Below are 13,301 nucleotides of genomic sequence, written 5' to 3'. Positions count from 1 at the left end.
TTGCCCATGTCCGAATTCAGCCTGCTCGACCCGTTCCAGGCGGCCACCATCCCCCTGGGCGATTGGGTCACCGCTACCCTCAACTTCCTCGTGCACAACTTCCGCGAGGTGTTTCGCGCCATCCGTTGGCCGATCGACCAAGTGCTCAACGGCATCGAGTTCACCCTGCAGAGCATCCCGCCCACCATTGGCATCCTGCTGTCGTCCTTGCTCGGCTGGCAGCTGGCGGGCAAGCGCATGGCGCTGCTGTGCTTCGTCACCCTGACCCTGCTGGGGCTGATCGGCGTGTGGTCGGAGTCGATGACCACCCTGGCGCTGGTGCTCACTTCGGTGTTTTTCTGCGCGGTGATCGGCATCCCGCTGGGCATTGTCTGCGCCCGCAGCAACCGCCTGGAAAGCATCATCCGCCCCGTGCTCGATGCGATGCAGACGCTGCCGGCGTTCGTCTACCTGGTGCCGGTGGTGATGCTGTTCGGCATCGGCAACGTGCCGGGCGTGCTGGTGACCATCGTGTTTGCCCTGCCGCCGCTGGTGCGCCTGACCAACCTGGGCATCCGCCAGGTGCCGGAAGACAAGATCGAAGCGGCCCGCGCCTTTGGCTGCACGCCGCGCCAGATGCTGACCCGCGTGCAGCTGCCGCTGGCCACCTCGACCATCATGGCCGGGCTCAACCAGACCCTGATGCTGTCGCTGTCGATGGTGGTGATCGCCTCGATGATCTCAGTCGGCGGCCTGGGCCAGATGGTACTGCGCGGCATCGGCCGGCTGGACATGGGCCTGGCCACGGTCGGTGGCATGGGGCTGGTGCTGCTGGCGATCTTCCTCGACCGCCTGACCCAGGCCATGGGCGCGCGCACCAATGCCGACCCGAGCCTGCGCTGGTACCACGCCGGGCCCGTGGGTGCGGTGCTGCGCCTATGCGGCTCAGGGCACGCTGCAGGGCGGCGCAAGACCGCCTGACGCAAACACATTCGTACTGCCGCACACGACATAAAAGCCAGAAGAAGGTACGCGACGATGTTGGAATCCAAGTTCTCCCGCAGCATCCTGCAAGGCGCCACCGCCCTGGCCCTGGTAATCGCCTCGCTGTGCGCCAACGCCTCGGCCGACAAGCCGGGCGAGGGCGTGAAGGTAACGCCGATCTTCCCCTCCATCGCCGAAGAGCGCTTCCGTGGCGAAGTCGCCATGGAAGGCCTGCGCGAGCTGGGCTACAAGGTCCAGGACCCTAAGGAAACCGAGTACGGCGTGATGATGGTGGCCCTGGCGAATGGCGATGCCGACTTCACCGTGCACCTGTGGGACAAACTGCACGACAAGTTCTACCAGCAGGCCGGCGGCGATGACGTGATGGTCAAGTCCGGCGACATCATGCCCGGCGTGCTGCAGGGCTACCTGATCGACAAGAAGACCGCCGAGCAGTACCACATCAAGTACATCACCGACCTGAAGAAGCCGGAAATCGCCAAGCTGTTCGACACTGACGGCGACGGCAAGGCCAACCTGACCGGCTGTAACCCTGGCTGGGGCTGCGAGCTGATCATCTCGCACCACATCAAAGCCTATGACCTGGACAGCAGCGTGCACGTTGACCAGGGCTCGTACTTCGCGCTGATGGCGGACACCATCACCCGCTACAAGGAAGGCAAGCCGATCCTGTACTTCACCTGGGTGCCACAGTGGATCTCCACCGTGCTGGTGGAGGACAAGGACGTGGTTTGGCTGGAAGTGCCGAAGACCGACCTGCCGGATGGCAACAACGATGTCGACACGATGTACAAGGGCAAGAACCTGGGCTTTGCGGTCGACAAGGTCGAGGCGGTGCTGAACAAGGAATTCGCCCAGGAAAACCCAGCAGCCACCAAGTTCCTGTCGCTGATGCAGATCACCACGGCGGACGAGAGCGCGCAGAACCTCAAGATGCAGCAAGGTGAGAAAAAGCCTGCTGACATCACCCGCCATGCCAAAGAATGGGTTGCGGCGCATCGCCAGCAGTTCGACGCGTGGCTGCAAGCGTCGCGCGCGGCGGCGACACAGGCCAGCAAGTAACCTGTTCCATCGGTGAGCGCTTCTTCGCGGGCAAGCCAGCTCCCACAGGGGGCGTGCCAGCGTTGGGTTTGCGCGCTGCCTGTAGGCGCGCGCTTGCTCGCGAAGAAGCCAACGCGATTTTTGCAGTTGAGTCAAAGCCATGCGCCATTTTGAAAGCACCCTCAAGAACGCCAACCTGGCCCACCTGGACACCGCAGGCCGTACCTCGCTGTCGATGCCGTGCCAACGCGTCGCCTTCGTGTTACGTGAGCATTTCTCCATGATGGCCTTTACTGCGGCCATGGACACCCTGGTCACCGCTAACCTGATGAGCGCCACGCCACTGTTCCAAATACAGGTAGTGGGTGATGGAACACAGGTCATGAGCGACCTGGGCATCGCCTTGCCGGTCAACACGCCACTGGCCGAACTCGATGTGCAGGTGCTAGACACCCTGTTGGTATGCGGTGGGTTCCGGGTGCGCCTGGAAAGCGCACCGCTGCTGCGCGCCAAGCTGCGCCAGGCCGACCAGCATGGCTGCCAGCTGGGTGGTCTATGGAACGGCACCTACTTCCTGGCCGAAGCGGGCCTGCTCAATGACCACGACTGCGCCTTCCACCCCGATGGCCGAGCGATGATGAGCGAGTTGTTCCCCAAGGTACGTGTCAGCCGCCAAGCCCATGTACTGGACGGTCGGCGCCTGAGTTGCGCAGGGGCCAGCAGTGCCCTGGACATGATGCTGGCCTTGCTCGAACACAGAGGCGGCAACAGGTTGCGCCGGGCGGTGGAGCAGATGCTGGCGTGCGATCGCGCACGGGTGATGAGCGATGCCCCGGCCACTGCAGCGGACATCGACCCCAGCCTGCCCAAGGGCGTACGCTTGGCCCTTGAGCTGATGCATGCAAATATCGAAGACCCGATCGGCATCGACGAAATCGCTGACCATGCAGGCTTATCGCGTCGCCACTTGGAGCGGCTGTTCCGCCGCCATGTACAGGCGACGCCGCCGCGCTACTACCTGGAATTGCGGCTGACCCATGCCCGGCAGTTGCTGCAACACACCAGCAAGTCATTAACCGAAGTGGCCGTGGCCAGCGGCTTTGTCAGTTTTCCGCATTTCTACCGGCGCTTTCGTGATCTGTTCGCCGTTGCGCCGCGCCAGTTTCGGGCGAGGAGCCAAGGGTGGGCAGGGCGGCAGGAGATAGCGATACCGTAAAAATGAAATAGTGTTCGATAATCGCACGCTTAACCTTGCCCTGTTGTCCGCTATCCGCCCACGATTCCAATGGTCGCATTGCCCAACCCCCGCCTTTTTGCTTAGTGTGTGCCTATTCACCGGCTGTCGCCTGCCTCTGTACCCAGCGACCAGCCCGATAGAATAACCGTGATCGACCGCAACCACCGGCCCCAAGGCCCGTAGGAAGCGGCGCCCAGAACAATAACGAAACCGAGTGCCTTGCCTATGGAAAGCCGCCTGCTGAGCGAGCGCAGTAGCGTGTTTCACCACGCCGACCCTTATGCTGTGTCCGATTATGTGAACCAGCATGTGGGCCAGCACTGCATCGGTTTGTCGCGCACCACCCACCCCCAGGCCAGCCTCAGCCACCGCAAGTTCGCCGAACTCGACCTGTGCCGTATCAGCTACGGCGGCAGCGTGCGCGTCACCTCGCCTGCGTTGGAAACCATCTACCACTTGCAAGTGTTGCTCAACGGCAACTGCCTGTGGCGCGGTCCCCAGCGCGAGCATCACTTGGTGCCGGGCGAGTTGTTGCTGATCAACCCGGACGACCCAGTTGACCTGACTTACTCGGAAGACTGCGAAAAATTCATCCTCAAGGTGCCGACCCGGCTGCTCGATTCGATCTGCGACGAACAACGCTGGCATCGGCCGGATGGCGGTGTGCGGTTTCTGCGTAACCACTACCGATTGGAAGAGCTGGATGGCTTTGTAAACCTGCTGGCGATGGTGTGCCATGAAGCCGAGGTGAATGAGTCGTTGCCGCGGGTGCAGGGGCATTACAGTCAGATTGTGGCCAGCAAACTGCTGACCTTGATGAGCACCAACATTCGGCGCGAAAGCCTGAGTGCACCGGCGGCTAGCCTGGAGCGGATTCTGGATTACATCGAGCGCAACTTGAAGCTTGAACTTTCCGCTGAAGTGCTGGCAGAGCAGGCCTGCATGAGTGTGCGGTCGTTGTATGCCTTGTTTGATCGGCACTTGGGTACCACGCCTAAGCATTATGTGCGGCAACGCAAGCTGGCGCGGGTGCAGGCGTGTTTGAGTGATGCCACGTGTGGGGTGCGAAGTGTGACGGAGCTTGCTCTGGATTACGGCTTCCTGCATTTGGGGCGGTTTTCCGAGGTGTACCGGCAGCAATTTGGTGAGCTGCCATCGCAGACCTTCAAGCGACGCGGTTAAGCGGAGCCGTGCTTCGTACCTATTATTTCTGCCAGTTGCGGGCGGATTAGCGCGGACCCACCATTTGCCTTCATGGATAAAATGGTGGCACTTATGTCTACTTTGCAGCAGTTGTATTTTTACTCGCCGGAGGGTCTGGCGATGGTCAAATATCCTGGTGCGCAGGCATTGACGCTATTGCGTGCGGCAGGCCAGGTGCTCGGTCAGCGGGATGCTGAACATGTTACATTTTACTTGACTGACCTAAAAGATTCGGTCTTGGAATGTATGGGAGGGCAAGCATCGTCGATGAAATACACGGGTTACGGCTATGAAGGTGATAGCACGGGTTCCTCATTGTTGCGATTCAATGGGCAGCGCAAAGAATCTACGACGTGTCATTATTTGTTGGGGGATGGATACCGGGGGTTCAACCCCGTGTTGATGAGGTTCAATAGCGCCGACAGTCTCAGTCCATTTGGGGCGGGGGGAGTGAATACGTACTGTTACTGTGGCGGCGACCCTGTGAATAGGGCAGACCCCAGTGGGCATGATTGGAAGTCTTTTTTTGGAATTCGGCCGCGGCGAAGCTCCATACCGGACCTCATCTATCAAGGCCCATTTTCAATAGATAAACCACCGACCAAATATAATAGTAGAGATAGTTATTCGTTCGCGCATCACATAACCAGCCGCGACAAAGACAAATTTGCAGATCTCATTGCCTATCAGGGCAAGGGGACTGGAGCGTGGATTGACAAGCTGTTTGCGCGCGATAAATTCCTTCCCGAGGATCTACAGCTGGTTCAAAGTGCGATGGTGTCCCTTCATCGGGATGGGCTAGCGCTGATCTCCAATATGAAAACTCACCCAATCAAATCGTCCACCGATACCAGATTTATCGCCGCAGACTGGCTTGCTGAGGGGGTGGAAAAACTCGAACTCCTCGCAACAAGGATTAAATTAACCTTGGAGGCTCAGAGCAGAGCAAGTACCAATAGGGAAAAATGGCTAAAAGCAAATACAGCGATTAGAAAGGCCTGAATGACTGGATAGCACTCTGCACAATCCGGATAGTCCCCCGCCCGTCGAATCCCTAACCTGACCCGGTCTGAACAATAACAATGGAGACCCTGGCCATGTCCCTGGGATTCGACTACCTCAATGCCATGCTCGAAGACGACCGTGAACAGGGTATCTACCGCTGCAAGCGCGAGATGTTCACCGACCCACGCCTGTTCGACCTGGAGATGAAGCACATCTTCGAGGGCAACTGGATCTACCTGGCGCACGAAAGCCAGATCCCCGAAAAGAACGACTTCCTCACCCTGACCATGGGGCGCCAGCCGATCTTTATCGCGCGCAACAAGGACGGGGTACTCAATGCCTTCCTCAATGCCTGCAGCCACCGCGGCGCCATGCTGTGCCGGCACAAGCGCGGTAACCGTGCCAGCTACACCTGCCCATTCCATGGCTGGACCTTCAACAACAGCGGCAAACTGCTCAAGGTCAAAGACCCGAGCAACGCCGGCTACCCCGACAGCTTCAACTGCGACGGCTCCCACGACCTGACCAAGGTCGCGCGCTTCGAGTCGTACCGGGGCTTTCTGTTTGGCAGCTTGAATGCCGATGTGAAACCGCTGGTAGAGCACCTGGGCGAGTCGGCCAAGATCATCGACATGATCGTCGACCAGTCGCCCGAAGGCCTGGAAGTGCTGCGTGGCGCCAGTTCGTATATCTACGAAGGCAACTGGAAGCTCACCGCCGAGAACGGCGCCGACGGCTACCACGTAAGCTCCGTGCACTGGAACTACGCCGCCACCCAGAACCAGCGCAAACAGCGCGAGGCGGGTGACGAGATCAAGACCATGAGCGCAGGCGCTTGGGCCAAGCAGGGCGGGGGCTTCTATTCCTTCGACCATGGCCACCTGCTGCTGTGGACCCGTTGGGCCAACCCAGAAGACCGCCCGGCCTACGAGCGCCGTGACCAGCTGGCCGCCGATTACGGCCAGGCACGCGCCGACTGGATGATCGAGAACTCGCGCAACCTCTGCCTGTACCCCAATGTGTACCTGATGGACCAGTTCAGCTCGCAGATCCGTATTGCCCGGCCGATTTCGGTGAACAAGACCGAAATCACCATTTATTGCATCGCGCCCAAAGGCGAAAGCGCCGACGCCCGCGCCAAGCGCATCCGCCAGTACGAGGACTTCTTCAACGTCAGCGGCATGGCCACCCCGGACGATCTTGAAGAGTTCCGCTCGTGCCAGACCGGTTACGGTGGCGGCACCGGCTGGAATGACATGTCCCGCGGCGCTGCCCACTGGGTCGAGGGCGCTGACGAGGCGGCCCAGGAAATCGAGCTCAAGCCGCTGCTGTCAGGCGTGCGCACCGAGGACGAAGGCCTGTTCGTGCTGCAGCACAAGTACTGGCAGGACACCATGATCCAGGCGCTCAAGGATGAACAGCAACTGATCCCCGTGGAGGCCGTGCAATGAGCCTCTACGAAACCGTGCGCGACTTCCTCTACCGCGAAGCGCGCTACCTGGACGACGCCGAATGGGACCAGTGGCTGGAGCTGTACGCAGCCGATGCCAGCTTCTGGATGCCGTCCTGGGACGATGACGACCGCCTCACCGAAGACCCACAAAGCGAAATCTCGCTGATCTGGTATGGCAACCGTGGAGGCCTTGAGGACCGAGTGTTCCGCATCAAGACCGAGCGCTCCAGCGCGACCGTGCCGGACACCCGTACCTCGCACAACATCAGCAACATCGAGATCGTCGAACAGGGCGAAGGTTACTGCCAGGTGCGCTTCAACTGGCACACCCTGAGCTTTCGTTACAAGACCACCGACAGCTACTTCGGCAGCAGCTTCTACACCCTCGATTTGCGCGGTGAGCAGCCGTTGATCAAGGCCAAGAAGGTGGTCCTGAAAAACGACTACGTGCGTCAGGTCATCGACATCTACCACATCTGAACCGAGGTAACGCGAGCCGCCCGGTGTGCCACATGGCGCGCCGCGGGCAGGCTCGCCCGCGAGGTGCAACATGAGCTTCCAGATCGCACTGAATTTCGAGGACGGGGTAACCCGCTTCATCGAGGCCACTGGCCATGAGACCGTGGCTGACGCCGCCTACCGCCAGGGCATCAACATCCCGCTGGACTGCCGTGACGGCGCCTGCGGTACCTGCAAGTGCAAGGCCGAGTCCGGGCGCTACGACCTGGGCGACAACTTCATCGAAGACGCCCTGAGCGAGGACGAAATCGCCGAAGGCTATGTGCTGACCTGCCAGATGCGGGCTGAATCCGACTGTGTGGTGCGCATTCCGGCCTCTTCCCACGTGTGCAAGACCGAACAGGCCAGCTTCGAAGCCGCCATCAGCGACGTGCGCCAGTTGTCGGCGAGCACCATTGCCCTGTCGATCAAGGGCGAGGCGTTGAGCCGGCTGGCGTTCCTGCCGGGGCAATACGTCAACCTCAAGGTGCCCGGCAGCGAGCAGAGCCGCGCTTACTCGTTCAGCTCGCTGCAAAAGGACGGCGAGGTCAGCTTCCTGATCCGCAACGTGCCGGGCGGCTTGATGAGCAGCTTCCTCACCAACCTGGCCAAGGCCGGCGACAGCATGAGCCTGGCAGGCCCGCTGGGCAGCTTCTACCTACGGCCGATCCAACGCCCACTGCTGTTGCTGGCAGGCGGCACCGGGCTGGCACCGTTCACCGCGATGCTGGAGAAGATCGCCGAGCAGGGCAGCGAGTACCCGTTGCACCTGATCTACGGGGTCACCAACGACTTCGATTTGGTCGAATTGGACCGCCTGCAGGCCTTGGCGGCGCGCATTGCAAACTTCACCTTCAGCGCCTGCGTGGCCAACCCAGACAGCCAGCACCCGCAGAAAGGCTATGTCACCCAGCACATCGAACCGCGCCACCTCAATGACGGTGATGTGGACGTGTACCTGTGTGGGCCTCCGCCGATGGTCGAGGCAGTCAGCCAGTACGTTCGCGAGCAGGGCATTACGCCGGCGAACTTCTACTACGAGAAGTTCGCCGCCGCGGCCTGAGTTTCCTTGGGACCGCCCTTGTGTGAGCGGGCTTGCCCCGCGAACACGGGCGCAGCCCGTGCCATCCATCGTGGGGTCTGCTAGCGGGGCAAGCCCGCTCCCACAGCGTCCGCGTCAGCATGGAGAAATACTGATGAACACAAGATTTCAAGGCAAAGTCGCCCTGGTCACCGGCGCCGCCCAAGGCATTGGCCGCGGCGTGTGCTGGCGGCTCAAGGCCGAAGGCGCACAGGTAGTGGCGGTGGACCGCTCCGAGCTGGTCCACGAACTGGCCGGGGAGGGCATGCTGACCCTCACCGCCGACCTCGAACTGCACAGCGATTGTGCCCGCGTCATGGCCGCTGCGGTCGAAGCGTTCGGCCGCCTCGACATCCTGGTCAACAATGTCGGCGGCACCATTTGGGCCAAACCTTTTGAACACTACGAAGTGGAGCAGATCGAGGCCGAAGTGCGCCGCTCGTTGTTCCCCACCTTGTGGTGTTGCCATGCCGCGTTGCCGTACATGCTCGAACGCGGGGCAGGGGCCATTGTCAACGTCTCGTCCATCGCCACCCGTGGCGTCAACCGCGTGCCGTACGGCGCGGCCAAAGGCGGCGTCAACGCGCTCACCGCCTGCCTGGCTTTCGAAACCGCCGGCCGCGGTATCCGTGTCAATGCCACCGCCCCTGGCGGCACCGAGGCACCGCCACGGCGCGTGCCGCGCAACGCCGCCGAGCAGAGCGCGCAGGAAAAGGCCTGGTACCAGCAAATCGTCGACCAGACCCTCGACAGCAGCCTGATGCACCGCTACGGCAGCATCGACGAGCAGGTCGGCGCCATTCTCTTCCTGGCCTCCGACGAAGCCTCCTACATCACCGGCGTAACGCTGCCGGTAGGGGGCGGCGACCTGGGCTGAGGCAGCCCCCCCTCGGCAACCGTTTTACTCCACAACAAAAACAACAGAGACAGATGCCATGCGAACCCTTGACGTGCACCCGATCATCGATAATGCGCGCTTTACCGCGTTCCACTGGATGGTCATGGCCTGGTGCGGCCTGCTGTTGATCTTCGACGGCTATGACTTGTTCATTTACGGCGTGGTACTGCCGGTGATCATGAAAGAGTGGGGCCTGACGCCCCTGCAGGCTGGCGCCCTGGGCAGTTACGCGCTGTTCGGCATGATGTTCGGCGCCCTGGTATTCGGCAGCCTGGCCGACCGCATCGGGCGCAAGAAGGGAATCGCCATCTGCTTCGCGTTGTTCTCCACGGCGACCATCCTCAACGGCTTTGCCACCAGCCCCAGCGAGTTCGGCATCTACCGCTTCATCGCCGGCCTCGGGTGTGGCGGCTTGATGCCTAACGCCGTGGCATTGATGAACGAATACGCCCCCAAACGCCTGCGCAGCACGCTGGTGGCGATCATGTTCAGTGGTTATTCGCTGGGCGGCATGCTGTCGGCAGGCGTCGGTATTTTCATGCTGCCGCGTTTCGGCTGGGAGTCGATGTTCTTCGCTGCGGCGGTACCGCTGCTGCTGTTGCCGGTGATTCTCTACTACCTGCCAGAATCCATTGGCTTCCTGGTACGTAAAGGCCGCACCGAAGAAGCCCGCAAGCTGCTCAAACAGCTTGACCCCGCGTGCGACATCCAGCCTGGCGACGTGCTTCAGGCAACCGACCGCAAGGGGGCTGGCAGCTCGGTCGTCGAGCTGTTCCGCAACGGCCTGGCCGTGCGCACCCTGGCCCTGTGGCTGGCGTTCTTCTGCTGCCTGCTGATGGTCTACGCGCTCAGTTCATGGTTGCCGAAGCTGATGGCCAACGCGGGTTACAGCCTGGGTTCGAGCCTGTCGTTCCTGTTGGCACTGAACTTCGGTGGCATGGCCGGGGCGATTTTGGGGGGCTGGTTGGGCGACCGCTACAACTTGGTCAAGGTCAAGGTCGGCTTCTTCATCGCCGCCGCGCTGTCGATCAGCCTGTTGGGGGTGAACAGCCCAATGCCGGTGCTGTACCTGCTGATCTTCATCGCCGGCGCCACCACCATCGGCACGCAGATCCTGCTGTATGCCGGCGCGGCGCAGATGTATGGCCTGGCGGTGCGCTCCACCGGCCTGGGATGGGCGTCGGGCATTGGCCGCAATGGCGCCATTGTCGGCCCGCTGCTGGGGGGCGCGCTGATGGGCATCAACCTGCCGTTGCAACTGAATTTCATCGCCTTCGCCATCCCTGGCGCGATTGCCGCGCTGGCCATGGCCGTGCACCTGGTCAGTGGCAAGCGCCATGGCCTGGCCACGGCGGCGCAAGCGTAATGAAAACCCTGATCAAGGACAGCTCGCTGTCCGCCATCGTCGCCGGCTGCCTGGCGACGATGATCTCCTACGCCGGCCCATTGGTGATCATCTTTCACGCTGCCGAGGCCGCGCAGTTGTCCCATGGCCAGCTGTCTTCCTGGGTCTGGGCCGTTTCCATGGGCAGCGGAGTGCTCGGCGCTGTACTCAGCCTGCGCTACCGGGTGCCGGTGGTGATCGCCTGGTCGATCCCAGGCTCGGCGCTGTTGGTCACGGCCCTGCCTGAGCTCGGCTTGGAGCAGGCCGTGGGGGCGTACCTGGTGGCCAACCTGATCCTGCTGCTGATCGGCATCAGCGGGGCCTTCGACCGCATCATCGCGCGCTTGCCGGGCTCCATTGCCGCCGGCATGCAAGCCGGCATCCTGTTCAGTTTCGGCATCGAGGTGTTCCGCGCCTTGCCGGTGCAGCCGCTGCTGGTGGTGGCGATGTTCATCACCTATGTGCTGATGCGCAGGCTTCAGCCGCGCTATGCGGTGGCCGCCGTACTGTGCGTGGGCGCCGTCGTGACTGTGGCCAGCGGGGCGTTTCGCAGCGAGGCGTTGGTGCTGCAACTGGCCTCGCCGCAGTGGATTACCCCGCAATTCAGCTTGGCGGCGGTGTTCAGCCTAGCGTTGCCCATGGTGCTGGTGGCCCTCACCGGGCAATTCATGCCGGGGATGGCCGTGCTGCGCAACGCCGGCTACGCCACACCGGCCAGCCCGTTGATCAGTGCCAGCGCCATCGGTGGCGCCGTGCTCGCGCCTTTTGCTTGCCACGGCCTGAACCTGGCGGCTGTCACCGCCAGCCTGTGCACAGGCCATGAGGCCCATGAAAATCCGCGCCGGCGCTATGTCGCGGCCGTCGCCGGCAGTGTGCTGTACCTACTGCTTGGGGTTGCTGGGGCCACCTTGATGTCGCTGTTTGCGGCATTTCCGGCGGCACTGATTGCGGCCCTTGCCGGGCTGGCCCTGTACGGGGCAATCAGCGAAGCCCTGGCACGCAGTCTCGCCGAGCCTGCTGAGCGTGATGCCGGGCTGTTCACTTTTTTGGTCACCGCTTCGGGGGTGTCCTTCCTTGGCCTGTCGGCGGCGTTCTGGGGCCTGCTGTTCGGCCTGCTGGCCCACGCGCTGCTCGTTCTGCGGCGGCCTCAAGCGCGGGAGGTAATGCGCCGCACCCCATGATGCCTGTGTTCCCTCTTTATTCCATAAAAACAAGATCAAGAGAGCTTCGGAATGAACCACACCCCTTGCGTCGCTATTGGCCTGACATTGCTCAGCCCACCGCTGCTGGCTGCTGAAGGCGGCTTCTTCGAGGATTCGAAGGCCAGCCTCAGCGCCCGTAATTACTATTTCAGCCGCGACTTCTCCGACATTGTCGGCGCCAATCAACAGTCCAAGGCCGAGGAGTGGGCCCAGGGCTTCATCCTTGACTTCAAATCGGGGTACACGCCTGGCACGGTGGGGTTCGGGGTGGATGCCCTCGGCCTGCTGGGCATCAAACTCGACAGCAGCCCGGACCGGGTCAATACCGGTCTGTTGCCGGTGCATGGCGATGGCCGCGCCGCAGACGAATACAGCCGCCTGGCGCCGACGTTCAAGGCCAGGCTGTCGAAAACCGAGCTGCGGGTGGGCGAACTGCAGCCCAACCTGCCGGTGCTGACGTTCAGTGATATCCGTCTGCTGCCGCCGACTTACCAAGGTGCCAGCCTGTTGTCGACCGAGCTGCAGGGGCTGACCTTGCAAGCCGGGCATCTGACCTCAACCCACCTGCGCAACGAGGGCGGCGACGGCAAGATGAATGCCATGCTCGGCCACGTGCCGATGCGGCAGGCTGAAAGTGATGCGTTCAACTATGTGGGGGGCGACTACGCGTTCAATGCGAACCAAAGCAGTGTCAGCCTGTGGTACGGGCAGTTGGAAGATATCTACGAGCAAGGCTTTGTCGGCCTTAAACACAGCAAACCTGTCGGTGACTGGGTGCTGAGCGCCAACCTTGGCTATTTCACCGCCCGCGAGGACGGCGACGCCCTGCTGGGCAGTATCGATAACCAGGCATTCTTCTCGCTGTTCACCGCCCGCCATGGCGGGCACAGCTTCCATGCAGGGTATCAGGGCATTTATGGTGACAGCCCGTTCCCGCGGGTATTTGCCAATATCTCACCCTTGGGCAACGAGGTGCCTACCTACGAGTTCGCCTACACCGACGAGCGTTCCTATCAGGTGCGCTACGACTACAATTTTGCCGCCATGGGCGTGCCGGGGCTGACGGCAACGGTGCGCTATATCACCGGCAACAATGTCGATACCGGGCAGGGCTACGAGGGCCGTGACCGGGAGCGCGACCTGGATATCGGCTATGCGGTGCAGAGTGGGGCGTTGAAAGGCCTGGGCATTCGCGTGAGAAATGCCATGGCACGGTCCAACTACCGCAGTGATATCGACGAGAATCGCTTGACCCTGGTGTACACCTGGCAGTTGTTGTGAAAACCCAGCTGCCATCTTTTGTCACTGAGCCGCA

General features: G+C 61.7%; 12 protein-coding genes. All 12 read left to right on the top strand.

Annotation, left to right across the window (positions count from 1 at the left end; genetic code table 11):
• Nucleotides 1-6 precede the first annotated feature (6 nt).
• The 12 genes from proW to LOY53_RS13310 all read left to right on the top strand — a co-directional run bounded on the left by proW (nt 7) and on the right by LOY53_RS13310 (nt 13,267).
• On the top strand, nt 7-960 hold the full coding sequence (gene proW, locus LOY53_RS13365) for a glycine betaine/L-proline ABC transporter permease ProW (RefSeq protein ID WP_258702756.1): 954 nt from the start codon (nt 7-9) through the stop codon (nt 958-960).
• A gap of 57 nt (nt 961-1,017) precedes the next feature.
• Complete coding sequence (gene proX / locus LOY53_RS13360; protein WP_258702755.1) at nt 1,018-2,046, top strand: glycine betaine/L-proline ABC transporter substrate-binding protein ProX; 1,029 nt, start codon at nt 1,018-1,020, stop codon at nt 2,044-2,046.
• Nucleotides 2,047-2,185: 139 nt separating this feature from the next.
• Nucleotides 2,186-3,241 carry a GlxA family transcriptional regulator gene (locus tag LOY53_RS13355; protein ID WP_258702754.1) on the top strand — a complete coding sequence of 352 codons (1,056 nt, stop codon included), beginning with the start codon at nt 2,186-2,188 and terminating at the stop codon, nt 3,239-3,241.
• A 246-nt stretch (nt 3,242-3,487) separates the two neighbouring features.
• Nucleotides 3,488-4,444: a benABC operon transcriptional activator BenR gene (gene benR / locus LOY53_RS13350; protein WP_252824227.1), complete on the top strand. Its 957-nt coding sequence runs from the start codon at nt 3,488-3,490 to the stop codon at nt 4,442-4,444.
• A gap of 93 nt (nt 4,445-4,537) precedes the next feature.
• Nucleotides 4,538-5,467 carry an RHS repeat-associated core domain-containing protein gene (locus LOY53_RS13345; protein ID WP_258702753.1) on the top strand — a complete coding sequence of 310 codons (930 nt, stop codon included), beginning with the start codon at nt 4,538-4,540 and terminating at the stop codon, nt 5,465-5,467.
• Nucleotides 5,468-5,562: 95 nt separating this feature from the next.
• Nucleotides 5,563-6,921: a benzoate 1,2-dioxygenase large subunit gene (benA, locus tag LOY53_RS13340; protein ID WP_027595428.1), complete on the top strand. Its 1,359-nt coding sequence runs from the start codon at nt 5,563-5,565 to the stop codon at nt 6,919-6,921.
• Nucleotides 6,918-7,403, top strand: a complete 486-nt coding sequence (gene benB / locus LOY53_RS13335) for a benzoate 1,2-dioxygenase small subunit (protein ID WP_027595427.1) — start codon at nt 6,918-6,920, stop codon at nt 7,401-7,403. Before benA ends, benB begins: the two co-directional genes overlap by 4 nt.
• 70 nt (nt 7,404-7,473) lie before the next feature.
• Nucleotides 7,474-8,484 (top strand): benzoate 1,2-dioxygenase electron transfer component BenC, encoded by a 1,011-nt coding sequence (gene benC / locus LOY53_RS13330; RefSeq protein WP_252824223.1) that lies wholly within the window; start codon nt 7,474-7,476, stop codon nt 8,482-8,484.
• Nucleotides 8,485-8,617: 133 nt separating this feature from the next.
• Nucleotides 8,618-9,379 (top strand): 1,6-dihydroxycyclohexa-2,4-diene-1-carboxylate dehydrogenase, encoded by a 762-nt coding sequence (locus tag LOY53_RS13325; RefSeq protein WP_027595425.1) that lies wholly within the window; start codon nt 8,618-8,620, stop codon nt 9,377-9,379.
• Nucleotides 9,380-9,437: 58 nt separating this feature from the next.
• Complete coding sequence (locus LOY53_RS13320) at nt 9,438-10,766, top strand: aromatic acid/H+ symport family MFS transporter (RefSeq protein ID WP_085274393.1); 1,329 nt, start codon at nt 9,438-9,440, stop codon at nt 10,764-10,766.
• Nucleotides 10,766-11,965 carry a benzoate/H(+) symporter BenE family transporter gene (locus LOY53_RS13315; RefSeq protein WP_099454062.1) on the top strand — a complete coding sequence of 400 codons (1,200 nt, stop codon included), beginning with the start codon at nt 10,766-10,768 and terminating at the stop codon, nt 11,963-11,965. Before LOY53_RS13320 ends, LOY53_RS13315 begins: the two co-directional genes overlap by 1 nt.
• A 51-nt stretch (nt 11,966-12,016) precedes the next feature.
• Nucleotides 12,017-13,267, top strand: a complete 1,251-nt coding sequence (locus LOY53_RS13310) for an OprD family porin (protein WP_252824220.1) — start codon at nt 12,017-12,019, stop codon at nt 13,265-13,267.
• Nucleotides 13,268-13,301 lie beyond the last annotated feature (34 nt).

This window comes from Pseudomonas sp. B21-031 (genome assembly GCF_024748985.1).
GTDB classification, from domain to species: domain Bacteria; phylum Pseudomonadota; class Gammaproteobacteria; order Pseudomonadales; family Pseudomonadaceae; genus Aquipseudomonas; species Aquipseudomonas kermanshahensis.
Note: the sequence above shows the minus strand (reverse complement) of the source record. Positions and strands in the feature narration are given on the sequence as shown.